General features: G+C 73.9%; 25 protein-coding genes. 14 read left to right on the forward strand and 11 right to left on the reverse strand.

Going from position 1 to position 22762, the window contains the following annotated elements; translation table 11 throughout:
* Positions 1-54 precede the first annotated feature (54 nt).
* The 6 genes from AC07BF_RS04015 to AC07BF_RS04040 all read left to right on the forward strand — a co-directional run bounded on the left by AC07BF_RS04015 (position 55) and on the right by AC07BF_RS04040 (position 4277).
* The gene (locus AC07BF_RS04015; protein ID WP_363580523.1) at positions 55-351 is read left to right on the forward strand and encodes a hypothetical protein; all 297 of its coding nucleotides are present in this window, start codon (positions 55-57) and stop codon (positions 349-351) included.
* On the forward strand, positions 348-1667 hold the full coding sequence (locus AC07BF_RS04020; RefSeq protein WP_478332901.1) for a putative T7SS-secreted protein: 1320 nt from the start codon (positions 348-350) through the stop codon (positions 1665-1667). Before AC07BF_RS04015 ends, AC07BF_RS04020 begins: the two co-directional genes overlap by 4 nt.
* Positions 1657-2337 (forward strand): hypothetical protein, encoded by a 681-nt coding sequence (locus AC07BF_RS04025; RefSeq protein ID WP_363580519.1) that lies wholly within the window; start codon positions 1657-1659, stop codon positions 2335-2337. The genes AC07BF_RS04020 and AC07BF_RS04025 overlap by 11 nt, the downstream gene beginning before the upstream one ends.
* Positions 2334-2993: a hypothetical protein gene (locus tag AC07BF_RS04030; RefSeq protein ID WP_400986501.1), complete on the forward strand. Its 660-nt coding sequence runs from the start codon at positions 2334-2336 to the stop codon at positions 2991-2993. Before AC07BF_RS04025 ends, AC07BF_RS04030 begins: the two co-directional genes overlap by 4 nt.
* Before the next feature lie 78 nt (positions 2994-3071).
* Positions 3072-3548 carry a WXG100 family type VII secretion target gene (locus AC07BF_RS04035; protein WP_400986503.1) on the forward strand — a complete coding sequence of 159 codons (477 nt, stop codon included), beginning with the start codon at positions 3072-3074 and terminating at the stop codon, positions 3546-3548.
* 75 nt (positions 3549-3623) lie between these two features.
* Complete coding sequence (locus AC07BF_RS04040) at positions 3624-4277, forward strand: hypothetical protein (RefSeq protein ID WP_478332902.1); 654 nt, start codon at positions 3624-3626, stop codon at positions 4275-4277.
* A 19-nt stretch (positions 4278-4296) separates the two neighbouring features.
* Here AC07BF_RS04040 and AC07BF_RS04045 read toward each other — a convergent pair whose 3' ends face one another.
* From AC07BF_RS04045 to AC07BF_RS04065, 5 genes are all read right to left on the reverse strand, one after another.
* Positions 4297-4971: a phosphonatase-like hydrolase gene (locus tag AC07BF_RS04045; protein ID WP_363580511.1), complete on the reverse strand. Its 675-nt coding sequence runs from the start codon at positions 4969-4971 to the stop codon at positions 4297-4299.
* An 11-nt stretch (positions 4972-4982) separates the two neighbouring features.
* Positions 4983-6104, reverse strand: coding sequence for a TIGR03364 family FAD-dependent oxidoreductase (locus AC07BF_RS04050; protein ID WP_400807492.1), 1122 nt, complete (start codon positions 6102-6104; stop codon positions 4983-4985).
* 104 nt (positions 6105-6208) lie between these two features.
* Positions 6209-6724: a pyridoxamine 5'-phosphate oxidase family protein gene (locus AC07BF_RS04055; protein ID WP_350880400.1), complete on the reverse strand. Its 516-nt coding sequence runs from the start codon at positions 6722-6724 to the stop codon at positions 6209-6211.
* 221 nt (positions 6725-6945) lie between these two features.
* Positions 6946-7617 (reverse strand): phosphatase PAP2 family protein, encoded by a 672-nt coding sequence (locus AC07BF_RS04060; RefSeq protein ID WP_371519329.1) that lies wholly within the window; start codon positions 7615-7617, stop codon positions 6946-6948.
* Positions 7614-8282 carry a DedA family protein gene (locus tag AC07BF_RS04065; protein ID WP_363580503.1) on the reverse strand — a complete coding sequence of 223 codons (669 nt, stop codon included), beginning with the start codon at positions 8280-8282 and terminating at the stop codon, positions 7614-7616. The genes AC07BF_RS04060 and AC07BF_RS04065 overlap by 4 nt, the downstream gene beginning before the upstream one ends.
* A gap of 115 nt (positions 8283-8397) precedes the next feature.
* Between AC07BF_RS04065 and AC07BF_RS04070 the strand changes: the two genes are divergently transcribed.
* From AC07BF_RS04070 to AC07BF_RS04080, 3 genes are all read left to right on the forward strand, one after another.
* Entirely contained in the window at positions 8398-8853 is a 456-nt protein-coding gene (locus tag AC07BF_RS04070) for a BlaI/MecI/CopY family transcriptional regulator (RefSeq protein ID WP_363580501.1), read from the forward strand.
* Positions 8853-9947 carry a M56 family metallopeptidase gene (locus tag AC07BF_RS04075; RefSeq protein WP_363627936.1) on the forward strand — a complete coding sequence of 365 codons (1095 nt, stop codon included), beginning with the start codon at positions 8853-8855 and terminating at the stop codon, positions 9945-9947. Before AC07BF_RS04070 ends, AC07BF_RS04075 begins: the two co-directional genes overlap by 1 nt.
* A gap of 293 nt (positions 9948-10240) precedes the next feature.
* Positions 10241-11764, forward strand: a complete 1524-nt coding sequence (locus tag AC07BF_RS04080; protein ID WP_400807487.1) for a GAF domain-containing protein — start codon at positions 10241-10243, stop codon at positions 11762-11764.
* Here AC07BF_RS04080 and AC07BF_RS04085 read toward each other — a convergent pair.
* Positions 11683-12183: an SsgA family sporulation/cell division regulator gene (locus AC07BF_RS04085; RefSeq protein ID WP_400807484.1), complete on the reverse strand. Its 501-nt coding sequence runs from the start codon at positions 12181-12183 to the stop codon at positions 11683-11685. The genes AC07BF_RS04080 and AC07BF_RS04085 overlap by 82 nt on opposite strands.
* Positions 12184-12523: 340 nt before the next feature.
* Between AC07BF_RS04085 and AC07BF_RS04090 the strand changes: the two genes are divergently transcribed.
* From AC07BF_RS04090 to AC07BF_RS04105, 4 genes are all read left to right on the forward strand, one after another.
* Positions 12524-13873 (forward strand): hypothetical protein, encoded by a 1350-nt coding sequence (locus tag AC07BF_RS04090; protein ID WP_371519325.1) that lies wholly within the window; start codon positions 12524-12526, stop codon positions 13871-13873.
* A 234-nt stretch (positions 13874-14107) separates the two neighbouring features.
* Positions 14108-15385 (forward strand): TerD family protein, encoded by a 1278-nt coding sequence (locus tag AC07BF_RS04095; RefSeq protein WP_400807619.1) that lies wholly within the window; start codon positions 14108-14110, stop codon positions 15383-15385.
* Positions 15386-15576: 191 nt separating this feature from the next.
* On the forward strand, positions 15577-16539 hold the full coding sequence (locus tag AC07BF_RS04100; RefSeq protein ID WP_363580491.1) for an SGNH/GDSL hydrolase family protein: 963 nt from the start codon (positions 15577-15579) through the stop codon (positions 16537-16539).
* A gap of 144 nt (positions 16540-16683) precedes the next feature.
* Complete coding sequence (locus tag AC07BF_RS04105; protein WP_478332903.1) at positions 16684-17172, forward strand: N-acetyltransferase family protein; 489 nt, start codon at positions 16684-16686, stop codon at positions 17170-17172.
* Between the two features lie 9 nt (positions 17173-17181).
* Here AC07BF_RS04105 and AC07BF_RS04110 read toward each other — a convergent pair whose 3' ends face one another.
* Positions 17182-17559 (reverse strand): hypothetical protein, encoded by a 378-nt coding sequence (locus AC07BF_RS04110; protein WP_478332904.1) that lies wholly within the window; start codon positions 17557-17559, stop codon positions 17182-17184.
* A gap of 98 nt (positions 17560-17657) precedes the next feature.
* On the opposite strand from AC07BF_RS04110, the gene AC07BF_RS04115 reads away from it, so the two are divergent.
* Positions 17658-17843, forward strand: coding sequence for a hypothetical protein (locus tag AC07BF_RS04115; protein ID WP_478332905.1), 186 nt, complete (start codon positions 17658-17660; stop codon positions 17841-17843).
* A 79-nt stretch (positions 17844-17922) separates the two neighbouring features.
* Here AC07BF_RS04115 and AC07BF_RS04120 read toward each other — a convergent pair whose 3' ends face one another.
* The 4 genes from AC07BF_RS04120 to AC07BF_RS04135 form a co-directional block, all read right to left on the reverse strand.
* Positions 17923-18852, reverse strand: coding sequence for a proline dehydrogenase family protein (locus tag AC07BF_RS04120; protein ID WP_363580483.1), 930 nt, complete (start codon positions 18850-18852; stop codon positions 17923-17925).
* Positions 18853-19064: 212 nt separating this feature from the next.
* The gene (pruA, locus tag AC07BF_RS04125) at positions 19065-20693 is read right to left on the reverse strand and encodes an L-glutamate gamma-semialdehyde dehydrogenase (protein ID WP_363580481.1); all 1629 of its coding nucleotides are present in this window, start codon (positions 20691-20693) and stop codon (positions 19065-19067) included.
* A gap of 161 nt (positions 20694-20854) precedes the next feature.
* Entirely contained in the window at positions 20855-22120 is a 1266-nt protein-coding gene (locus tag AC07BF_RS04130) for an FAD-dependent oxidoreductase (protein WP_400807477.1), read from the reverse strand.
* Positions 22117-22713 carry a PadR family transcriptional regulator gene (locus AC07BF_RS04135; RefSeq protein WP_063349534.1) on the reverse strand — a complete coding sequence of 199 codons (597 nt, stop codon included), beginning with the start codon at positions 22711-22713 and terminating at the stop codon, positions 22117-22119. Before AC07BF_RS04135 ends, AC07BF_RS04130 begins: the two co-directional genes overlap by 4 nt.
* Between the last annotated feature and the right edge of the window lie 49 nt (positions 22714-22762).

A 22762-nucleotide genomic window follows, 5' to 3' on the forward strand; every position in this document is an offset into this window, starting at 1 on the left:
GCACCGACTGCGGCTATGCTCGGCCGGTCACGCCATCGACACATCGGGGGAGCAGTGGCCGACTTCACGGTCAGCACCGAGTTCCTCGCCAAGCTGGCCAAGGACCTCAAAGGCTGCGGCGACGAACTCGACCAGGGACTCAAGGCGCTCAAGGAAGCGAGTCGCAGCGGACTGGGCTACGACTTCCTCGACGAGGCCTGCGGACACTTCCAGGGCACGTGGGAGTACGGGCTGAAGAAGGTCCGGGAATGCGTCAAGATCCTTGACGACGGCCTGGAGAAGGTGCAGCAGGGCTACGACAGCACCGAACAGGACACCACCAAGGCCCTCACCCCCCAGGGGCGCTCATGACCGACCCCACGCCCGACTGGTCCGGCCTCGGCTTCAACCCGACCCCCGGCGACACCGCCGCCGTCACCGGCCTCAGCGGAAGCCTGCGCCGGGTCGGCCAGCACCTGACCGACGTCCACACCACGCTCTCGCAGCTCTCCGCCAACCAGGGCCAGTGGACCGGCGAGGCCGCCAAGGCCTTCGCCGGCCAGTTCGGCAAGCTCCCCGCGTACCTCCAGGACGCCGCCGACTCGATCACCGCCGCCTACCAGGCCCTCGACGTCTGGTACCAGGCACTGACCGAACACCAGCCCAAGGCCGCCGAGTTGGCCCGCTCCGCGGTCGCCGCCAAGCAGCAGAAGGAGCAGGCCGAACAGGCGCACACCGCCGCGGCCGCCGCCCCCGACCTCAAGCTCGCCGGCCAGACCTTCCCCGACGACGCCGGCCTCGCCGCCGCCGAACAGCGCTACACCAAGGCGAAGGACCACCTGGACGCGGCAGCCGCGCTCGTCAGCAGCGCCGCCAACGACCTCACCCAGCTCCAGAAGCAGGCCCACGAACTCGCCGGGGGCCACAAGTCCGACGCCCACAAGACCGCGGCCGCCATCCGCAAGGCCGCCGACAGCAAGGCCCCGCCGGAGCCCGGCTGGCTCAGCAAGGTCGGCAACTGGCTCAAGAACCACGGCGCCGACATGCTCACCGTGGCCGCCGGCATCTGCGGCGTCGCGGCGATCTTCTTCCCCGCCTTCGCGCTGCCGGCCCTCCTGCTGAGCGCCGCCGCGGCAGGCACGCACGCGACCAAGTACGCCCTTGAGGGCAAGCTGTGGCCGCCGCAGAAGAACATCGGCAACTGGCTGACGCTGGGCGGCGACGTGATCGGCGCGATTCCCGGAGTGGGCGTCGCGGCCAAGGGCCTGAACGCCACCCGGGGGGCGCGCGCCGCCGGTACGAGCGTGCGCGGCGCCATGAGCGCCGGTACGACCGAGGTCCGGGCCGCCGCCCGCGCCGTCGACCCGGCCAACCCGATCTTCACCACCGCGATCGAGAAGCCCGCCATCAAGCTCGGGGTCTCCAAGGCCACCGCGATGAACGTCTCCGACGGCGTCCAGGCCGCCACCACCTTCGGGCTCAACGTCCCGACGGCGTACGCCCTCAGCAAGGACAGTCCGAGCGACGGCCTCACCAACGCGGTCAACTACACCACCGGCGGCAACAACGTCATCGGGTCCGTCGGAGTCGGCACCGCCGGCGGCAAGGGCTCCGCCGTCATCGGCACCGTGTCCGCCGTCGGCAACCTGCTCGGCATGGGCGGATGGGCGGCCGGCTATGGCCGTTGAGACCACCGGGATTCCGCCGCTCTGGCTCACCCTGCCCGCGGGCTTCACCCCCCTCGACCTCGACGAGGACCTCGGCGACCGGATGGCCCGCACGGCGGAGGGCCTGGACGCGGCCTTCCCCGACGCCCGGCCCGAGCAGAAGCTCAGCACCGTGATCGCCGCCGAGACCGCGCTGCAGGCCCAACTGCGCGAGGGCGCGGTCCACGTCTCCAGCTGCCTGGTCCGGGCCGAGGACGGCGAGCCCATCCACGGCATGCTCACCGTCTTCGTCCGCCCGCAGGACCTCGGCGCGCCCGGCAGCTACCCCGCCCGGGTCGCCGAACAGCTGGCCGAAGCCTGGCCGGACGCCGACGTCGGCGTGGTGGACCTGCCGACCGGCCGCGCCGCGCTCGCCGCCCGCGACCTGGCCGTCCCGGTGCCCGGCGCGGTGTTCGGCGTGCCCGAGTCCACCGTCAACACGGTGCGCCAGCTCGAACTGCTGATCCCGCACCCGTGGAGCCCGCACGTGGTCGCCGCCGTCTTCACCACCGAGGACCTCGACCACTGGGACGAATGGCTGCCGCTGCTGGCCACCGCGTTCCGCGGAATCTCCTTCCACCCGCCCCGGGACGAGAGCGCCGACGCGCTGCCGCCCGACCAGTGGGACAACATCCGGAAGGCCTTCGGATGACGGCCTTCCCCCACGGCCAGGACCCGCGCGACGGGCTCCGCCGCCTCCGCGGCGCACTGGCCCTCATCGCCCTCTCCACCGCCATCCTCATCGGCGTCATCGCGCTGGACGTGTACGTCAACTCGTTCATCGCCACCATCGTGGGCTTCGCCTACCCCGTGGTCATGCTGCTCGCCCTCGCCCTACGACGCGACGCCGACAGCAACCCCGCGTTCCAGCGGAAGGCGTTCGCATGGGGCGCAGGCATCGCCGCCGTCGCCTTCGTCGCGTACCTGTCGGGCTCCGTCGCCTGGACCAACCTGATCCTGGGCTCGGGCCGGACCGTGAAAGCCGTGGTCCTCAACGAGAAGACGACCGACTCGCTCCACGGCTCCGGGCGGGCGTACGCCCTCGCCTCGACCGACCCGGCCGGCGAGATCCCCGGCGGCGACCTCGAAGAGAGCTCCACCCGGCTCAAGCCCGGCGACGTCATCACCGTCCGCATGGACCCGGCCGGCCGGGTCGCCCCCAAACTCCCCGGCGAAGTCGACTCCACCGCCTACCTGTCGACCTTCCTCGGCTGCAACATCCTGATCAGTGCCACCCTGCTCTGGTCCGTGCGCAGACCCACACCGTCGCGCGACTCCTCCGATACCGTGACCCAGATCTCTCCGTAGCCCGCAACCCCGCCGCTCCTCCGCGGATCTCTCCCTTCGCTCCTTCTCAACGCACGGACAGCACGGGGGGATGACGCCATGGCGGATGACGGACCGAGAGCCGGCGGCCCGGAGTTCAAGATCCGGCCGGGGGACCTGAAGGCGGCCTCGCCGACCTTCCAGGCTCAGAGCAAGGCACTCAAGGACGCCCTCGACACGCTCAGGCACAACCTCGCCGGCGCCGGCAGCCCGTGGGGCGACGACAAGCAGGGCAAGGAGTTCGCCCAGGCTTACAACGGCCCGCACGACCACGTGCTCTCCGCACTGGACATCCTGGTCAAAGGCCTCACCAGCATCCACGACGGGCTGAACGCCCACGCCGACGCCGACAACCACGTCCGCATGCTCACCGGCGCCGGCCTCACCTACGGCTACGACGCCACCTTCCAGACCGGCCCGGTCATGCCCCTCGACCTCGTTCTCGGCGCCGTCGGCAGCGCAACCGGACCGAGCGGCAAGGGGGTCGACACCGCGAAGCGGATCACCGACCCCGCCATCCGGCGTCGCCACCGATGACCGGGACCCCGCCCGAAGGCCGTCAGGATCCGGGCGTAGCCTTCCACCCCGTCGTAGGAAGATCGGGGGGATGCCATGGCCAGGGAGAGAAGCCGCCGCGGAACCGTCGCGCTGACGGGCGCGCTGGTGGCGGCGGTGCCGGTGGGGACGTTCGGGCTGGTGCTGCTGAGCACGTACGTCAGCTGGGGCCTGGCGTGGCTGCTCGGGTTGGTTGTCGGGGTCGCCTGGATCGTGGGCGTCGTCCGGCTGGTCGGGGTGGTGGGCTGTTGGGTGGCGATCGTGTCCGTCGCGCTGTGGGGCGGCGCGCTGGGGGAGGTGATCACGGCCCGGGACGCGGTGCTCCTGAACGCCACCGGGGTCACCACCTCCGCCCGGATCACGGCGGCGCACGATCACCCGGAGGCGAAGCACCCGGACTCGACGTACGACCTCGCCGACGAGTGGGGCATGCCGATCCCGAACGGCACGGTGTACGGGGGCCTTCACTCGCACGCGGTCGGCGACCGGCTCACCGTCCGCTACGACCCCAGGGGCGTAGCGGCCGCGCGCACCCCGGACGACATCGACCTCTCGAAGGACCTGGCCATCGCCGGCGGCCTGGACGCCGTCCTGATGGCGGCCGTCGGCGGTCTGGGCGTGGCCGTGGTCCGCAACGGTCGCCCACGTCGGGTCCCGTTCAGCCGGGCGGGCGGAGTCCGGGGCGCCCCCCACGACTCCGCCCACCCGTAGCGCGCTGGACCGACCGCCTCTAACCGAGCAGCCCCGGCAGTTCCGCGACCGAGCCCAGCACGTGCGTCGCCCCGTCGGCGCGCAGCCGGGCCTCGTCGTGGGCGCCGGTGAGCACGCCGGCGACGACGGACGCCCCGGCCCGTACGCCGGTCAGCATGTCGTAGCCGGTGTCGCCGGCGACGGCGATCTGCCGCACCGACTCGACTCCGGTCCGCAGCAGCGCGGTGAGCGCGAGGTCCGGGTAGGGGCGGCCGCGGCCGGCCTCGGCGGGGCTGAGGGTGAGGTCGGCGACGGACTGCCAGCCGAGGGCGGTGAGGATGCGGTCCTGGGTGGCCCGGGAGAAGCCGGTGGTGAGGGCGACCTTCCGGCCCTGGCCGCGCAGTTCGGCGATGGCTTCGGCGGCGCCGGGCAGGGCGGCGCAGTGCCCGGCGTCGACGAGGTCGTGGTAGGCGGCCTCGAAGGCGGTGTTGGCCCGCTGGGCCTTGTCCTCGTCCCCGAAGAGGTGCCGGAAGACGGAGATCTTGGATTCGCCCATGGTGGCGCGGACGTGTTCCAGCATGGGGCCGAAGCCCGGGCTGCCGGCCTCGACGCCGAGCGTCCGGGCGGCGGCGGTGAAGGCCTGTTCGACGAGGCCGTCGTCGGCCACGGTGGTGCCGGCCATGTCGAGGACGACCAGGCGGATATCAAAGGACATGTCAACTACCCTTACAGGTTTGCGAGTTCGGCGGTGGTTTCGGCGATGGCCGGGGAACAGGTCATGCCGCGGCCGCCGGGGCCGGTGACGAGCCAGACGCCGTCGCGGAGTCGTTCGCGGTGGACGACCCGGGTGGTGTCGACGCACTGCGCGTACACCCCGGCCCAGCGGCGGCGGACGCGCGGCAGGGGGCGGCCGAGCAGGTCCTCGGCCACGGCGACCAGGTGGTCGTACGGGTCCTCGACGACGTCGAAGCCGAACGGCTGGTCGTACTCGTGGGTGTCGCCGATGGTGAGGCCGCCGTCGCGCCGCTGGACCATGAGCAGCTGCATCTTGTGTTCGGCGGCGACGTCGGGCTGCGGCTGGGTGTCGCGGAGGCGGTCCAGGGCGGTGCCGGCGAAGGCCGGGTAGTAGCGGAAGCTGTCGCCGTCGGCGACGGAGGTGGTGAGGGTCTCGCCGAGCGGGTCGGTCTGCATCATCTGCAGCCGGACCCTGCGTACGGGCAGCGAGGGGGCGAGTTCGCGGACGAGGCCGCCGAGCCAGGCGCCGGTGCAGAGGATGACGAGGTCACCGGTGTGGATGTCGCCGTGGTCGTCGCGGACGGCGTTCTCGCCGATCACGTCGCGGACCTCGCGGCCGGGCAGGAAGGTGTAGCGGCCGGTGGTCTGGAGGGCGGCGCGCAGCGCGGGCTGGGCGGTGCGGGGTTCGACGGCGGCGTCGCGCTCGCACCACAGGGCGCCGAGGAGTTCGCCGCGCAGGGCGGGGTTGGCGGCCCTGGTCTGGTCGGCGTCGAGCAGCCGGTAGCCGCGGGCGGCGGCGTCGGGCAGGGTGAGTGCCTGTTCGGCGACGGCGAGTTCGGCCTGGGTGCGGATCGCGGTGAGCGATCCGTTGGCGCGGAAGCCGAGGTCGGGGACCCGGGCGCCGATGCCTTCCCACAGTTCGCGGGCGCGCAGCGCGGTGTCCAGTTCCTCGCCCTGCGCGCGGCCGCTGACCCAGACCAGGCCGAAGTTGCGCACCGAGGCGCCGCGCGCCTCGGTCTCGCGCTCCAGGTGGACGACCTCGTGGCCGCGTTCGACGGCCTGCCAGGCGTGCATGGTGCCGAGCACGCCTGCTCCTACGACGATGACTCTCATGCGGCCAGGCTGGTGCGCCCAGGTGTCCTGGGGGCGTCCCGGCAGCGTCCCGCAGATGAATCACCCGAAAAGTTGTACAGACAACCCTGGGGACCGGACAGGGCCTACGGCCGCAGCACCCGCGCCCGCAGGTAGTTGCGCCGCCCGAAGTTCGGCTCGTCCACCGCCGTCAGCTCCTCCACCTGGAACCGGTACAGCGCCGCCGCCCCGCCCCCGGTGAGGAACTGCCGCCGCACCTGCTCGTCCTGTGCGAAGGACGGGTACCGCCCCTGGTAGGCGGCCAGCGCCGCCTCGGCCTGCCGCCCCCAGGCCTCGCTCGCGCCGCCGGCCAGTTGCAGGCCGCGCAGCTGCTCGCCGAAGACCGGCGGCGGCAGGAAGACGGTGGCGGCGGCCCGGGCCTCCTCGGCGAGGTGGTGGCTGTGCCGGGTGGAGCGCTCGCTGACGAAGTACAGGACGAGGTCGTCGTCGTACGCGAAGAAGGCCAGGTTGGCGTGCGGGCCGTGCTCGTGGCCGGCGGTGGCGAGGGTGAGCACCATGGCCTCGGCGAGCAGGCCCTCGACGCCCTTGTGCGGCGACTCGCCCGGCCAGTCCCCCTGCGTGATGTCGAGTCGGTACGGCATTGGCACTCCCTCCGCTGGCACGCCCGGCGCTCCCGCGCCCCGGCACGACTGAGCCGGGCGGGTTCCCCGCGAAGGGGCCCCACGCCCGGCTCACATGCTCTACCCGCCACCCCGGCCAGACAAGGGTCGGACGGGCTACGGGGAGGCTACGGAATCAGCGCTGTCGGGTCTCGCCGCCAGTGCCGCCGACACCCGCCAACAGTGCCGTCGGCACCCGCCGTTCAGTGCTGCCGCGTCCCGTACGCGGCGTGGCGGCCGGCCGTCACCGGCACCGCGCCCGGGCCGAGCAGCGGGCGCAGCGCACCCGTCCGCATCCGGTCCACCAGCGGCCCGCAGCGGCCGGCGAGCGGCGCCAGCACCACCGCGACCAGGAGGCCGACCAGCGCGCCGACGGCCACGTCGTGCGGGTAGTGCACGCCGACCCAGACCCGGGAGGCGCCCATCAGCACCGCGAAGATCCCGGCGATCCAGCCGAGCCGCCGGTCGGCGAACCAGAGTGCGGTGGCGGCGGCGAAGGCGATCACAGTGTGGTTGCTGGGGAAGGACCAGTCACCGGCGCCGGGGCAGGTCTCCAGCGAGACGCTGCCGGGGATCTGGGCGCACGGCCGGACTTCTTCGACCATGCCCTTGAGCACCGAGTTGACGCCGTACGCGACGACGACGATCACCGGCGAGGCGAGCACCTTGGCCATCACGGCCGAGTCGGCGCCGCGCGCCCGCCACCAGGCGTAGAGCATGAAGACCGCGAACAGGCCGAGGCCGAGCGCCGACCAGACCTTGATCAGCTCGTCGAGCCAGTGCGGGGCGGCTTGCGCCCACCCGTTCACCCGGGTGTAGAGGCTGCCGTCGATGCCGCTGCCGTCGTAGACGGCGAGAGCCCGGGAAGACGTCACTTGTCACCTCCGTGACGGTGCGCCTTACGGGCGCGGAACAGTTCGAGAACAATGGGGAGCACGGAGACAACTACTACCAGACCGATGATCGGGAGCAGATATCTGTCGATGCTGGGGATCGACGATCCGAGCCCGTACCCGGCGAGCACGACGCCGACGGTCCAGACGGCGCCGCCGGTCACCTGCCAGAACGTGAACGAGCGGGCCGGCACTTCGAGCACGCCGCAGAGCGGGTTCAGCACCGTTCGGACCACCGGGATGAAGCGGGCGAGCACGATCGCCTTGCCGTGGCCGTACTTGCCCAGCAGTTCCTCGGCCCGCTCGACGCCCTCCAGCAGGCTCTTGCGCTCGGTGCGGCGCAGCAGCGCGCGGCCGCCGCGCTTGCCGATCAGGTAGCCGACCTGGGCGCCTGCCAGCGCGCCGACCAGGGCGGCGGGCAGCACCTGGTAGAGCTCCAGCTGCGGGCCCCTGGTGGCGCCGGGCACGCACAGCAGCCCCGCGGTGAACAGCAGCGAGTCTCCGGGCAGGAAGAAGCCCACCAGCAGGCCGGTCTCGGCGAAGAGCACGACGGCGATGCCGAGTGCGCCGAAGGCGGCGAGCAGCGAGGACGCGTCCAGCGGGTTCACCGCGAGGTGAGCGGCCGGATCGGCGAGGAACTGAAGCAAGGCTGGCGGACCTCCCGTACGTTGGGGGGCGGTTCACAGCGGAACCCGCCCCGACCGTCTACAGTGACGTAGACGGTCTACATGACTGTAGACGAAACCTGGAGGAAGCGCCGCCATGTCCGACGTACCGTCCGCCCGCCGGCCCGCCGGGGAGCTGGAGGCCGAGGTGCTGGCCGCGCTCTGGTCGGCCCGGCAGCCGATGACCCCGCAGGACGTCCAGTCGGCACTCGGCGGGGACCTCGCCCGCACCACCATCGCCACGATCCTCGCCCGCCTCCACGACAAGGGCACCGTGGAGCGCACCCGGGCCGGCCGCGCCTACGCGTACACCCCGACCGTCCAGGACACCGCGGGCCTCGCCGCCCGCCGGATGCACACCGAGCTCGGCCGCGAGGCCGACCGCTCCACCGTGCTCGCCCGCTTCGTCTCCGACCTCTCCGCCGAGGACGAGCAGCTGCTGCGCGACCTGCTCGGCGACGGCGCCCCGGGTCTCGACTCCACCCCGGGCATCGCCCCCGCCCCCGGCCACCGCACCTCCGGCCACGGCACCCCCGGGGCGGCCGGATCGTGATGATCGCCGTCTGGGCCCCGCTGCTGCTGCCGTTCCTGGCCGCCCCGCTGGCCCGCCGCCTCGCCGACGCGCTGCCGCCCCGGGCCGCCGCCTGGATGCTCGCCGGGACGTCCGCCGTGCTGGCCGGCGGCACCCTCTGCTCGCTCGGCCTGCTCGCCGCCGCCGGGCTGCTCCAGCTACCGCCGGTCGCCGCGATCGGCCACCTGTCGCTGCCCTGGCTCACCGCCGCCGCACCCGACGCGCCGGTGGCGGCCGCCGCGGCCGGTCTGGTGCTCGCCGCGCTGACCGCCCGGGCCGTCCGCACCGCCCGCCGCCACCGGCTGGAACTGCGCGAGGCCCGGGCCGCCCTCCCGGCCTGCCCCGCGCCGGACTGCCCCACGCCGACCGAGGGCCGGCATCCGGACACACGCCCCGGGCACGTCACCATGCGCCGGGCACGCACCCCGCAGGCCGTCCTGGCCGGCGCCCGCGCCCTGCTCCAGCCGAGCGAGCACCCGCTCGCCGTCCTCGACGACGAGCGCGCCGACGCCTTCGCCCTGCCGGGGCGCCTGCCCCTCCCCGGCCGGCCCGGCGAGCCCGGCCGGATCGTGGTCACCTCCGGCATGCTGCGCATCCTCACCGGGCCCGAGCGGGCCGCCCTGCTCGCCCACGAGCGCGCCCACCTGACCGCCCGCCACCACGTCTTCCTCGCCCTCGCCGAGCACGCCGCCGACCTCCACCCGGCGCTGCGGCCGCTCCGCGCGCCCCTCGGGTACCACCTGGAGCGCTGGGCCGACGAGGTGGCGGCCGCCCGGGTCGGCGACCGCGCCGTGACCGCCCGCGCGGTCGGCCGGGCCGCCCTGGCCGCCAGCCGCTCCCCCTGGCCGGCCCGGCCCCGGCTCGTCCCCGCCGCCCACTCCGGGCCGGTCCCGCGCCGGGTCGCCGCCCTGCTCCAGCCCCGCCCGGCGACCACCGCCACCGGCACCCGCCTGCGCGCGGTCGCGATCGCGCTGGCCGCCTGCCTGGCGCTGAGCACCGCCGCCTCCCTGGAGGCCACCGCCGACCTGCACCACACCGTCGAGGCGGCCCAGCGCGGCACCGGCGCGGAACGCTGACCGCTGACCGCTGACCGCTGACCGCTGACCGCGGCACGATCCACCGAGCCCGCACCAGGCCCACGCAAGGCCCTCACCAGGTCCCGTGCCAGGCCTCGCACCAGGCCCGCGTCAGGCTCACACCAGGCCCGCACCAGGACCCCCGCTAGTCATCACACCCCGGCATGTCCACGGTCATACCGTCCGGTATGCCGAGTTGGCAGACCCCGTCCCCAGACACTCACCGCCCCCGTACGCTTTCGTCAGCGCGTCGACCCCGGCGCGGCCTCGAACGGCGGCGAGGAGCAACGCGAGTGCGGCAGACCGGACGGCAGTCCCGACGACCAGAACGCCGCACCGCGCCGAGCACGGCCGAGCTGGCCAGGGTCCACGACCGCACCCTCGCCGAAGCCGCCGCCCGCGAACTCGCCCAGCCCCCCTACCCCGACCCCGGCTCCCCCGGCCTGCTCGAACCCCGCCCCGAGATCGGCGACTCCTGGGCCCGGCTGCGCCGCCTCGGGCTCGACCCCGACGCCGGTGCCGCCGCCGTCCACCTCGGCCCCGCCGAGATCGAGCAGCGCCGCCGCACCAGCGGCCTGGACGCGGTCCTGCCGGTGCTGCGCGACACCCTGCTCCAGCCGGTCGGCCAGAGCCCGCTGATCCTCGCCATCGCCGACGCCGACGGCCACGTGCTCTGGCAGGAGGGCGAGCGCGCCCTGCGCCGCAGCGCCGACCGGATCGGCTTCCTCACCGGCGCCCGCTGGATCGAGGAGAGCGTCGGCACCAACGGCATCGCCGTCGCACTGCGCGCCCAGCGCCCGATGCACGTCCACTCCGCCGAGCACTACCTGCGCAGCCACCACTCCTGGACCTGCGTGGCCGCCCCCGTGCACGACCCGGGCACCGGGCGGCTGGTCGGCGCGATCAACCTCAGCGGCCCGGCCCGCAACGTCCGCCCGTACCTGCTGCAGCTCACCGCCACCGCCGCCCGGCTCGCCGAGACCGAGCTGCGCGCCCACCGGCTGGAGGCGCTGCACCAACTGCGCACCCTGGCCGCGCCGGTGCTCGCCCGGGTGGCCGGCCCGGCCCTGGTGGTGGACTCCGCCGGGTGGACCGCCGCCGCGGCCGGGCTGCCGCCGCCCGGCCGGCTGCGGGTGCCGGTCGGCGGCTGGGGGACCGCCGCCGTGCACTGGGTGCCGGGCCTCGGCGAGTGCGCCCTGGAACCGCTCGCGGACGGCTGGCTGGTGCGACCGGTCCGGCCACCCGAGGCGGACGGCTCCGGCACGGTGACGGCCGAACAGTCCGAGCAGGCCGAGGGCGCCCGCCTCCGGCTCGACCTGCGCCGCCAGGACCGCCCGGAGCTGACCGTCCGGGGCGCGGCCGGCAGCTGGTCTCACCCGCTCAGCCCGCGCCACGCCGAACTGCTGCTCCTGCTCGCCACCGGACGCGAGGGCAGCACGGCCGCGCAGCTCGCGGAGGCGCTGTTCGGCGACCCGGGCCGGACGGTGACGGTCCGCGCCGAGCTGTCCCGGCTGCGCCGCTACCTGGGCGGCCTGCTGGCCCACCGGCCGTACCGCATCGCCGAGTCGGTGCTGGTCACGGTGGACGGGCCGGACGACCCGTACGACCTGCTGCCGGCCTCCTCGGCCCCGGCCGTCCGGCGGCTGCGGGCCGGGCTGGCCACGGGGACGGTCCGGCTGCCGGGTACGGCGCCCGTCCCGCCGCCGCGCGGGCCCGCCGGCGCCCCGACCGGGCCTCAGCCGCCGGCGAGCAGCGCGGCCAGCTGGGCGTCGGTCGGGCCGCAGGCGCGCTCCGCCTCGGCGGAGACCAGCACGTAGGTACGGTCCAGCCACGCCCGCACCCGGGGCTTGGAGGCCTCCAGCAGGGCGCTGCCGTGCGGTGATTCGAGCGCCAGGTGCAGCGTCGAGCCGTGGCACGGGCAGTACGCCGGCCACAGCTTGACGTCGCCCTGGCCGCTCAGCGCCTGGAGACCGTCGCGCAGCAGCTCGCGCGAGAACACCCAGTCGGCCTCGTCCGGCCGCCCCAGATGGAAGGTCAGCAGCACCTCGTACGGGCGCGCGGCCTCGAACCGGAACCGGGTGCGCACCTCGCCGACCACCTCCTCGCCCAGCGAGATCCGCAGCATCAGCACCTCCTCCACCGCCGCCGGAGCGGCGGTGGAGCCGTCCCCATCGCCGCCCGTGGGGGTGGCGGCGAGGGGTGCACTGGAGGCTGCGGACAGCGGGTCGGGCGGCATGACGGTCTCTCCGGGACGGCGTGGGATGACCTCAGCCTGAGCCACTTCCGGCCGGGCGGGCAAGGGTTGCAAGGAGGTTGCATCGATCCCCGTCCGGGCGGGTCCGGCCGCCCTCACCGACTTATCAGACGGATCGTCAACTTCCTTCTGTCGAACGGGTGTCCACGAAACGGATCAAAACCGTCCAGGCCGCGACGAGCCGCTGGTACGCTCTCCCCCTCCCGGCGCGGGCCCCACCCGGACCCCGGCCGACCGACCCCGGGCGGCCGATGCCGGCCCGGTGGCAGCGCATGGGAGAATACCGCGACCGCGACGGCGACTTCGGGGAGGGAGGGGTCCGGTGGCTGCGCGCGAGGACACTGCGCGGGACGTTCGGCACGAACCCGAACGGCACGGCCGGCACGGGCGGCCACGCCCGTTCGGCGGCCGGTTCCGGCTGCCCACCCTGCGCTTCTCCGGTGCCGCGATGGCGATGTCCACCGTCGTCGGCATCAGCATCGCCACCACCCTCCTGCTCAACGAGCAGCAGGGCGTGGGCCGGCGGGCCGGGGTCGCGCGCGTCGGCACCACCCCGCCGCCCACCCCCGCCGCGGGCGACCAGGCCGAGGCCGCCGCCGACCGGGCCCCGACCGCGCCGAACCCCACCGCGCCGAACCCCACCGACCTCCCGGCCACCGGCCGACCGCCCGCACCGAGCCCCTCGGCGCACCGCCCGGGGGCGGCGGAGGGCACGGCCGCCGGAGCTGCCTCGCCCAGCGCCTCGCCCAGCGCGCCCGGCACCCGGTCGGCACCCCCGGAACCCGCCGGCGGACAGGCCGCGGCCGAACCCATGGCCGACCACGGCCCCGGCACCCGGCCGGCCGGCACCGGCGAGCCCGCCACGCCGGCCGACGCCGCCGCGCCCTCGCCGTCGGCCCAGCCCGTCGCGCCCGCCGCCGAGCAGCCGGCCGACCCCTCTTCGCCCTCCCCCTCGCCGACCACGCCGCACGCGCCCGGACCCCGCCCGGCCGCCCCGGCGCAGCCCGCACCGCCGCCGCCCGGCGCGGTTGCCCCGGGCACCGACGGCCCGACCGCCGGCACCCCTGACCCGGACACCGACCCGGGCACCGACCAGGCCCTGACCGGCGTCGCCACGGTCACACCGCTCGGCCGGGACGGCCTCCGGCACCAGCTCGACCTCACCGCCACCGAGCCGCTCACCGCATTTCAGGCCGAATTCCGCCTCACCCCGGGCGAGTTGGCACCCGGAAGCGGCGCCGCCTGGACCGACCTGCCCGGCGCGGTCGTCACCGCCCAACAGGAGCGCGGCACCCTCGTCTACCGCTTCACCACCCCGGCCGGCATCGACGTCCCGCCCGGCCACTACGCCTTCGGCGTGCGCGGCACCCGCCCCGCCGCCGAACCCCCGGGGCCCACCGGCCCGTCCGGCCCGTCCCTCCCGTCCGGCCCCTCGCTCCCGTCCGGTTGGCCCGCTTCGTCCGGCCCGGTCCGCAAGGTCGCCGCGGCGGAGAGCTGGAGCGCCGCCGCCTTCGGCATCGACCGGCCCCGGGCGGTCGCCGCGCTCGGCGCCTTCGGCCCGGTCGCACCACAGCCGGCCGCGCCGCAGCCGGTCACACCGCGGCCCGCCGCGCCCGAGGCACCCGGGCTCCCGCCGCGCCCCGGCACGCCGACGGCCTTCACGCCCCGCTGACCTCCGGCCGCGCCGTCCCGCCGGCTTGCCACCTCGCAGCCTCGCCACCTCGCCGGGGTCTGCCGCCCACCCCCGTCGTCCGGCCGTACCGTCCGACGATCCGACAGGTCACCGCCCCGGACGGGCTCATCCCGACGCGCCCGTTCGTTACTGTGGGCAGCACCCGGCCCGGCGGTCCCAGCGGCCCCGGCCGGCCGCCGTTCCGCATCCGAGGAGGAGTCCGTGTCCACCGTCCTGACCCAAGGCGGCAACGCCCCGCTGACCGCCGCGCGGGTGACTGTCGAGGTCACCGCGCCCAAGGCGCTGGACGTCTCCGGCCTGCTGCTGACCGACGCCGGAAAGGTGCGCTCGGACGACGACTTCGTCTTCTTCAACGCCCCGCACGGCCCCGGCGTCAGCCACCGCCCGGCCGCCGCCGGAGCGCCGGACGCGATCACCGTCGACACCCTGGCCGTCCCGGCCGGCATCACCAAGATCGTGGTGACCGCCAGCCCCGCCGACCAGTCCTCCACCTTCGCCGGGATGGAGCCGACCGCCACCGTCCGCGACGCCGACACCGGGCAGGCCCTGGTCACCTTCACCCCGCCGCAGCTGGGCCAGGAGACCGCGCTCATCGTGGTCGAGGTCTACCAGCGCGGCGGCGCCTGGAAGGTGCGCGCGGTCGGCCAGGGCTACGCCAACGGCCTGGCGGGCATCGCCACCGACTTCGGCGTCTCCGTCGACGACTCCCCGGCCGCGGCCCCGGCCGCCCAGGCCCAGGCCCCGGCCCCGGCCACTCCCCCCGCGGCCCCGCCCACCCCTCCGGCCGCTCCCCCGGCTCCCCCGGCTCCCGCGGCTCACCCGGCTCCCCCCGTCGACCCGCGGATCGCCCTCGCCGCCACTCCGCCCGCGCCCCCCGTGCCCCCGGTCGCCCCGCCGGCCCCGGCCGCCCCCGCCAAGGTCACCCTGGACAAGGGCCGGGTCAACCTGGTCAAGGGCAGTTCGGTCTCCCTGGTGAAGAACGGCCGCCCGTTCCTCTCCTCGGTCCGGATGGCGCTCGGCTGGGAGCCCGCCGGCCGCGGCCGCAGCGTCGACCTGGACGCCTCCTGCCTCGCCTTCGACGCCCGGCGCAAGAAGCTGGAGACGGCCTGGTTCATGAAGCTGACCGTCTTCAAGGGCGCGATCGCCCACTCCGGCGACAACCTCACCGGCGGCGGAGCCGGCGACGACGAGTCGATCACCGTCCATCTGGACGGCCTGCCGGCCGAGGTCACCGGCCTGGTCTTCGTCGTCAACTCCTTCTCCGGCCAGCGGTTCACCGAGGTCAAGAACGCCTACTGCCGCCTGCTGGACGCCCGGACGGAGGAGGAGCTGGTCCGCTTCGACCTCACCCACTCCGAGCCGCACACGGGCGTGGTGATGTGCAAGCTGGTCCGGCAGTCGTCCGGCGAGTGGGTGATGACCGCGCTCGGCGAGTACGTCGATGCCAAGACCGCCCGGGCGATGGTCGATCCGTCCGCCGCCCTGCTCTGAACCGTCTCGCCCCCACCCCGCTCCGCCCCACCCCTCACCGACCCGCCCTGACGCCCAGGGCCGATCGGCCCAACGTCATGGCCGCACACGCGAATTCACCCTCCTGAGGGATCAAGTCGTCCACCCGCCGACTCGATTTACCTCTAGGGGGGTGAATCGCGCTCTCCCGCGCACTCGTTGAGGGAGAGACCGTGCCACGCTTCCTGTCCCGCCTCGCCGTCGCCGGCACCGCCGTCGCGCTCACCGCCGGCCTGATCACCCCGTCCGCCGCCCAGGCCGCCGCCGAGCCGTCCGGCCGCGTCCGGACGCTCGCCTGGGCCGCGCTCGGCGACTCCTACACGGCCGGCTTCGTCGAGGCCGCCGGCGCCGAGACCGAACCCCGCGACGGCTGCGCCCGCACCACCGGCTCCTACCCCGAGCTGATCCGCCGCGGCCTCGGCCCCCTGGTCGAACTGCGCAACGTCAGCTGTTCCGGCGCCACCGTCAAGGACGTCTACCAGACCAAGGAGGCCCCGCCCGGCCGCCCGCTCCCGCCGCTCGGGACCAACCCCGGCGCCCCCTTCCCACCGGTCCCGTCGCAGATCGACGCCGTCTCCCCGAGCGCCGACGTGATCACCGTCGAGATCGGCGGCAACACCCTCGGCTTCGCCGAGATCCTCAAGGGCTGCATCGAACTCGGCGCCGCGGTCCTCGGCCAGGGCACGCCCTGCAAGGACAAGTTCGACGCGAGCCTGCCCGACCGCTTCGACCAACTGCGCGGCGACTTCGACCAGATGCTCGGCGCCCTGCACGCCAAGGCCCCGTCCGCGCGACTGCTGGCCGTCGGCTACCCCCACCTCGTCCCCGAGGACGCCACCCGCTGCACCTACGGCGACCTGGAGCAGTTCGCCACCTTCACCACCGGCGACCTCGCCTGGGCGCGGACGGCCATCCTGGAGCCGCTCAACGCGATCATCGCCCAGCGGACCGCCGCCCGCGGCGACACCTTCGTCGACCTCTACCCCTCCACCACCGGCCACAGCGTGTGCGACCAGGACCACTGGCTGGACGGCGTGCTGACCAGCATCATCCCGCTGCGTTACGCCCTGGTGCACCCCAACGCCAAGGGCCAGGCCCACGCGGCCGCCCTGGTCGAGGACGCCGTCCTGAACTGACCGGCCGCACCGGAAGCGGCCGAACCCGGAAGCGGCCGAACCGGAAACAGCCGCGCCGGAAGCAGCCGCGCCGGAAACGCCCGCGCATCGAGAACCGATCGAAAACCAGTGGCAGGCCCTCCCGTCGCGGATCATGCTGAGCGGATGCTCATCCGCGAAGCCACCCCCGAGGACTGGCCTGCCGTCTGGCCCTTCTTCCACACCGTCATCGCCGCCGGTGAGACGTTCCCCTACCCCCTCGACCTCTCCTCCGACCTCGGCCGGGAGTGGTGGATGCTCGCCGCACCCCATCGCACGGTGGTCGCGGTGGATGAGGCCGGCACGGTCGTCGGCACCGCCAATATGACCCGTAACCGCCCCGGCAACGGCGCGCACGTGGCCAGCGCCAGCTACCTGGTCGACCCGGCGCACCACGGCCGCGGCATCGGGCGGGCCCTGGTCGAGTACACCCTCGACTGGGCTCGCGCCAACGGCTACCGCGCCATGCAGTTCAATGCCGTGGTCGCCAACAACCACCACGCCGTGAAGCTCTACCGGTCCCTCGGCTTCGACATCGTCGGCACCGTCCCCGAAGGCTTCCGCCACCCCGTCGACGGCTACGTCGGCCTGCACGTCATGCACCGGTCGCTGTAAGGGAGTTCGCTACTCCTCGATCGCCCCGCCGACCCGCCGCAGGTGCTGCCGGAAGCTGTACGACGGGTCGGCGGCGCGGCGCTCCAGGTACTCGTCGAAGGCGGTCTGCCGGCGCAGCGTGTCGCCGGAGGCGATCCGCCCGGCCTGCGCGCGCTCGGTCCCGGCGATCCCGGCGGCCGTATCCAGCACCTCCCCGGCCCGGTCGGCCGGGACGAACAGCACCCCGTCCGCGTCGCCGAACACCACGTCCCCGGCGCTCACCAGGTGCGGCCCGACCCGCGCCGCCACCGCCGCCACCCCCACCGGCGCCACCCTGAGCTCCACCCCCAACCGCACACACGCATCCGCCACCAACGGCGTCGACAACCCCGCGAACTCCTTCAGCATCCCCAACTCCTCTTACCAAAAGCCCAGTTCACGCTGCCTCGATCCTAATCCGGGGTTCCGCCTCACCCCATTGAGTGATCGTCATCTATCCACCCGACGTGCCACTCCGAGCTCACCTATTCTGTTGGCGCGTCCAACCAATCGCCCGCGAGCGGGCCCAGGTCAGCCTCTTCAGCAATCCCCACCGCGACGAGTACACCGAGGTGCACCTGGCAGCCTTCGGCGAACCGCTCGCCCTCCCCGCCCCGTTCGAGTTCGAGTTGGACACCAAGGACTTCCTCTAGAAGTCCCGGGAACGCGACAAACGGCCCGCACCCCCCTTCCACCGGGGGTGCGGGCCGTCGTCGTGCGGGTGCGCGCGGGTCAGCCGCGGGTGGCCATGGCGCGCAGGAAGAAGGTGAGGTTGGCCGGGCGCTCGGCGAGGCGGCGCATGAAGTAGCCGTACCACTCCTGGCCGTAGGGCAGGTACACGCGCATGGTGTTGCCCTCGCCGGCGAGGCGCAGCTGCTCCTCGGGGCGGATGCCGAACAGCATCTGGTACTCGAAGGAGTCGCGCTTGCGGCCGTTCCACTGGGCGAGCTGGCCGGCGATCTTGATCATGTTGGGGTCGTGCGAGGCGATCATCGGGTAGCCCTCGCCGGCCATCAGGACCTTGAGCGCGCGGACGTACGCGAGGTCGACCTCGTGCTTGCCCTGGAAGGCGACCGACTCGGGCTCCTTGTAGGCGCCCTTGCACAGGCGCACGCGCGAGCCGGGGCCGGAGAACTCGCGGCAGTCGGCCTCGGTGCGGCGCAGGTAGGCCTGGAGCACGACGCCCAGCCAGGGGAAGTCCGCCCGCAGCTCGCGCGCGATGCCGAGGGTGGAGTCGGTGGTGGTGTGATCCTCCATGTCGAGGGTCACCGTGGTGCCGGCGTCGGCGGCGGCCTCGCAGATGCGGCGGGCGTTCTCCAGCGCGATCTTCTCGCCGTCCACCGGGAGGAACTGGCCGACGGCCGACAGCTTGACCGACACCTCGGCGCCGGCCGCGAGGCCGGTCTCCTTGAGCGCCTTGAGCAGGTGCTCGTAGGCCTCGGCGGTGCCGGCGGCCTGGGCGGCGTCCTGGGTGTCCTCGCCGAGGTGGTCCAGGGTGACCTTGCGGCCGGTGGCGATCAGGTCGTCGGTGGCGGTGACGGCGTCGTCGAGGACGTCACCGGCGACGAAGCGCTCGACTATCGCGTGGGTCGGCGGGAACTTCTCGACCACGGTGCGGACCTGCGGCGACCGGGAGGCCGCGAGAAGGGCGGAACGGAGCATCGTGACTCCTGGAGCTGGTGCTTCTAAGGGTGGCAGAAGGGGGCCGGGGCGGCGGGCGGCGGGTATGTGACACCGCCGCCCCGGCGGGCGGCGCCCGGCTGCGGGGCCGGGCGTCGCGGGTGACCGAGTGGTCAGGCGACCGGAGTGGTCAGGTGACCGGCGCGGCCACGTGACCTGGACGGTCAGGCGACCGGAACGGTCGGGAGGGGCACTCAGCCCATGTGCGGGTAGCGGTAGTCCGTCGGCGGGACGAAGGTCTCCTTGACCGAGCGGGTCGAGGTCCACCGCGCCAGGTTCTGCTTGGCACCGGCCTTGTCGTTGGTGCCGGAGGCCCGGCCGCCGCCGAAGGGCTGCTGGCCGACGACGGCGCCGGTCGGCTTGTCGTTGATGTAGAAGTTGCCGGCCGCGAAGCGCAGCTTGTGCATGGCGTCCTGGGCGGCCGCGCGGTCCTGGGCGATGATCGCGCCGGTCAGGCCGTAGGCGGAGGCCGACTCCATCTGGGCCAGCATCTCGTCGTACTTGTCGTCCTGGTAGACGTGCACGGCGAGGATCGGGCCGAAGTACTCCTCGCGGAAGTACTCGGACGCCGGGTCCTCGCAGACCAGGACGGTCGGGCGGACGAAGTAGCCGACCGAGTCGTCGTAGGTGCCGCCGGCCAGGACCTCGACCGCGGGGTCGGCCTGGGCGCGGTCGATGGCGGCCTTGTTCTTGGCGAAGGCACGGTCGTCGATGACGGCGGACATGAAGTTCGCCAGGTCGGTGACGTCGCCCATGGTGAGGCCCTCGACCTCGGCGGCGAACTCGTCCTTGAGACCGGCCCAGATCGAGGCCGGGACGTAGGCGCGGGAGAGCGCCGAGCACTTCTGACCCTGGAACTCGAAGGCGCCGCGGGTCATCGCGGTCTTCAGCACGGCCGGGTCGGCGGACGGGTGGGCGACCAGGAAGTCCTTGCCGCCGGTCTCGCCGACGATCCGCGGGTAGGTGCGGTAGCCGGCGATGTTCTCGCCGACGGAGCGCCACAGGTGCTGGAAGGTGGCGGTGGAGCCGGTGAAGTGGATGCCGGCCAGCGCCGGGTGCTTGAGCGCCACGGCGGAGACGTCCAGGCCGTCGCCGGTCACCATGTTGATGACGCCCTTGGGCAGGCCGGCCTCCTCCAGCAGCTGCATCAGCAGGTGCGCGGAGTACTGCTGGGTCGGGGACGGCTTCCAGAGCACCACGTTGCCCATCAGCGCGGGCGCGGTCGGCAGGTTGCCGGCGATCGCGGTGAAGTTGAACGGGGTGATCGCGTAGACGAAGCCCTCCAGCGGGCGGTGGTCGCTGCGGTTCCACACGCCGTCCGAGGAGATCGGCTGCTCGGCCATGATCTGGCGGGCGAAGTGCACGTTGAAGCGCAGGAAGTCGACCAGCTCGCAGGGCGTGTCGATCTCGGCCTGCTGGGCGGTCTTGGACTGGCCGAGCATGGTGGCGGCGGCCAGGGTCTCGCGCCAGGGGCCGGCCAGCAGGTCGGCGGCCTTGAGGAAGATCGCGGCGCGGGAGTCGAAGGAGAGCGCCTGCCAGGCCGGGGCCGCGGCCAGGGCAGTGTCGATGGCCTCCTGCGCGTCGGCCTGGGTGGCGTTGCGCAGGGTGCCGAGCCTCGCCGCGTGGTTGTGCGGCTGGACGACGTGGATCTCGGCGCCGCCGCCCATGCGGCGCTCACCGTTGATCGTCATGGTCAGCTGGACCGGCTCCTGGCCGCCCAGCTCCTTCAGCTTGGCCTCCAGACGGGCCCGTTCCGGGCTGCCCGGGGCGTAGCTGTGGACCGGCTCGTTCACCGGCGCGGGGACCTGGGTCACAGCGTCCATAGAGCGCACGCTCTCCTTCGTTGATGCGGGGGGATGCCGGCGCGGGTCGCACGTCGGCCACAGCACGAACGCTATTCCTGCCCCTGGGGCCACTTGATTGGCCGGAAGGCTAAATTCCCCCGTACGGCGTTGTCCGGCCCGACGAAGGGGTCACGGCGCAATCACGGCGCGGTCACGGCGCGCCGTTGCCGGCCCGTCGCGCCGGAGGCCACCGGGAGCACCGGCCGGTCCCAGTCGATCCGGTGGCCGTGCACCGGGCGGAGCATCTTCTCCGGGCTCAGGAAGGTCCGCATCGCGATCGGCGCGAGCAGCCGGAACAGCGCCCGGCCGACCGGCCCGGAGGACTTCTGGTTGTTGGTGCGCGCCGCGTCGGCCGCGATCTTCTCGACCCGGGGCCGGCGCAGCGCCTCGTAGGCGGCGAAGGCGGCGGTGTGGTCGGGCAGGTCCCGCAGGCAGCGGGCGAGTTCGACGGCGCTCTCGACGGCCAGCGAGACGCCCTGGCCGGAGCTGTTGGAGGGGGCGTGCGCGCAGTCGCCGACCAGCACCATCCGGCCGCGGTACCAGTGCGGGACGGACGGCATGATCTCCAGCCGCGGGAAGACCTCGACGGTGTCGGCGGCGGCCTCGCGCAGCACGTCCCGGGCGGGCAGGTCGTCGGCGTGCAGGTCGCGGACCCGGCGCAGCCACTGCTCCGGGCTGACGGCGCGGACCTGTTCGGCGGTCAGCTGATCGGGCTGCGGGATGTTGCTGAACCAGGCCGTCCCGGCGCCGTCCGGCAGCCCCCAGTAGCCGAAGAAGGCGCGGGCGCCGTTGGCGAAGTGCATGGTCTCGCCGTGTCCGGCCCGGCCGGGCAGCCGGTGCGGGCTGTAGCCGCCGACGCCGAGCAGGCCGGTGTACCGCGCACCGGGTGCGGCCGGGTCGATCAGGGTGCGGACGGTGGAGCGGGTGCCGTCGGTGCCGATCAGCAGGTCGCCGGTGGCGGTGTCGCCGTCGGCGAAGCGGGCGGTGATGCCGTCGGCGCCCTCCTCGGCGCCGACCAGCCGTTTGCCGTACCGGACTTCGATGCCGCTCTCGCGCAGCCGCCGCTGGAGCACCTCGTACAGTTCGGCGCGGCGCATGACCCGGCCGGGCGGCAGGTCGGGGAGGCCGGCGAACTCGGCCAGCACGCCGCCCCGGCCGTCCTCGATCAGCATCGGGCCGATCGGCTGCCCGATCGCGCCGACCTCCGCCCCGAGCCCGACGGTCGCCAGGGCGTCGAGCCCGTTGGGGGCGATCATGAAGGTGCCGCCGATGCCCTCGGCGGAGGACTCGTAGGCCTCGAAGACGACGGCTTCGACGCCGGCCTTGCGCAGGGCCAGTGCCGTCACCGGCCCGGCGATCCCGCCGCCGATGACGAGGGCCCTCTTCTCCCCGTTGCTCGTACTCATTCCAGGCTCCCGAAGATCTCGTGCCAGGTCCGGATGAACTCCGGCTCCTTGAGTCGACCGACGAGGTGCTCGACGAAGCGGCCCTCGGCCTCCAGCGCGCCGACCCGGTGCTCCTCCTCGATCAGGAAGATCCAGGCCACGCCGTCGTCCGAGGCCTTCCGCAGGGCCGCCCGGATGCCCGCCACCTCGGCGGCCAGCGCGGCCCGCCGCTGTTCCAGCAGTTCCACGGCCTCGGCCGGCGGGACCACCATGAGCAGCGACAGCGCGACCCCGAACGCGGGGTACTCGTGCTGCGGTTCGGCGACGAGTTCGCGCATCCAGTCGGTGAGCTCCGCCCGGCCCTCGGGGGTGACGGCGTAGACGGTGCGCTCCGGTCGCTGGGTGTCGCGGACGGTCTCCTGTTCGGCGACGAACCCGGCCTTCCGCAGTTGCTCCACGACCATGTACAGCGAGCTGCGGTTGTACTTGATGTTGCGGTCCTTGCCGTGCTCCTTGAGTCGGCGCCCCATCTCGTACGGGTGCATCGGCCCGGCCACGAGTTCGGCCAGGACCGCGAGGGCCAGCGGGTTCGACACCTTGCGTCGCTTCGCCACGAGACGTCCTCATCTCTTGGTCAGTACTGACTATCCAATCCTGAATAGT

The organism is Kitasatospora sp. NPDC043950 (genome assembly GCF_056435345.1).

Bases quoted from the DNA above. Each gene is read 5' to 3' on its own strand.
- AC07BF_RS04020 (WP_478332901.1), top strand. From the start codon at position 348: ATGACCGACCCCACGCCCGACTGGTCCGGCCTCGGCTTCAACCCGACC.
- AC07BF_RS04025 (WP_363580519.1), top strand. From the start codon at position 1,657: ATGGCCGTTGAGACCACCGGGATTCCGCCGCTCTGGCTCACCCTGCCC.
- AC07BF_RS04030 (WP_400986501.1), top strand. From the start codon at position 2,334: ATGACGGCCTTCCCCCACGGCCAGGACCCGCGCGACGGGCTCCGCCGC.
- AC07BF_RS04035 (WP_400986503.1), top strand. From the start codon at position 3,072: ATGGCGGATGACGGACCGAGAGCCGGCGGCCCGGAGTTCAAGATCCGG.
- AC07BF_RS04040 (WP_478332902.1), top strand. From the start codon at position 3,624: ATGGCCAGGGAGAGAAGCCGCCGCGGAACCGTCGCGCTGACGGGCGCG.
- AC07BF_RS04045 (WP_363580511.1), bottom strand. From the start codon at position 4,971: ATGTCCTTTGATATCCGCCTGGTCGTCCTCGACATGGCCGGCACCACC.
- AC07BF_RS04050 (WP_400807492.1), bottom strand. From the start codon at position 6,104: ATGAGAGTCATCGTCGTAGGAGCAGGCGTGCTCGGCACCATGCACGCC.
- AC07BF_RS04055 (WP_350880400.1), bottom strand. From the start codon at position 6,724: ATGCCGTACCGACTCGACATCACGCAGGGGGACTGGCCGGGCGAGTCG.
- AC07BF_RS04070 (WP_363580501.1), top strand. From the start codon at position 8,398: ATGTCCGACGTACCGTCCGCCCGCCGGCCCGCCGGGGAGCTGGAGGCC.
- AC07BF_RS04075 (WP_363627936.1), top strand. From the start codon at position 8,853: ATGATCGCCGTCTGGGCCCCGCTGCTGCTGCCGTTCCTGGCCGCCCCG.
- AC07BF_RS04085 (WP_400807484.1), bottom strand. From the start codon at position 12,183: ATGCCGCCCGACCCGCTGTCCGCAGCCTCCAGTGCACCCCTCGCCGCC.
- AC07BF_RS04105 (WP_478332903.1), top strand. From the start codon at position 16,684: ATGCTCATCCGCGAAGCCACCCCCGAGGACTGGCCTGCCGTCTGGCCC.
- AC07BF_RS04110 (WP_478332904.1), bottom strand. From the start codon at position 17,559: ATGCTGAAGGAGTTCGCGGGGTTGTCGACGCCGTTGGTGGCGGATGCG.
- AC07BF_RS04120 (WP_363580483.1), bottom strand. From the start codon at position 18,852: ATGCTCCGTTCCGCCCTTCTCGCGGCCTCCCGGTCGCCGCAGGTCCGC.
- pruA (WP_363580481.1), bottom strand. From the start codon at position 20,693: ATGGACGCTGTGACCCAGGTCCCCGCGCCGGTGAACGAGCCGGTCCAC.
- AC07BF_RS04130 (WP_400807477.1), bottom strand. From the start codon at position 22,120: ATGAGTACGAGCAACGGGGAGAAGAGGGCCCTCGTCATCGGCGGCGGG.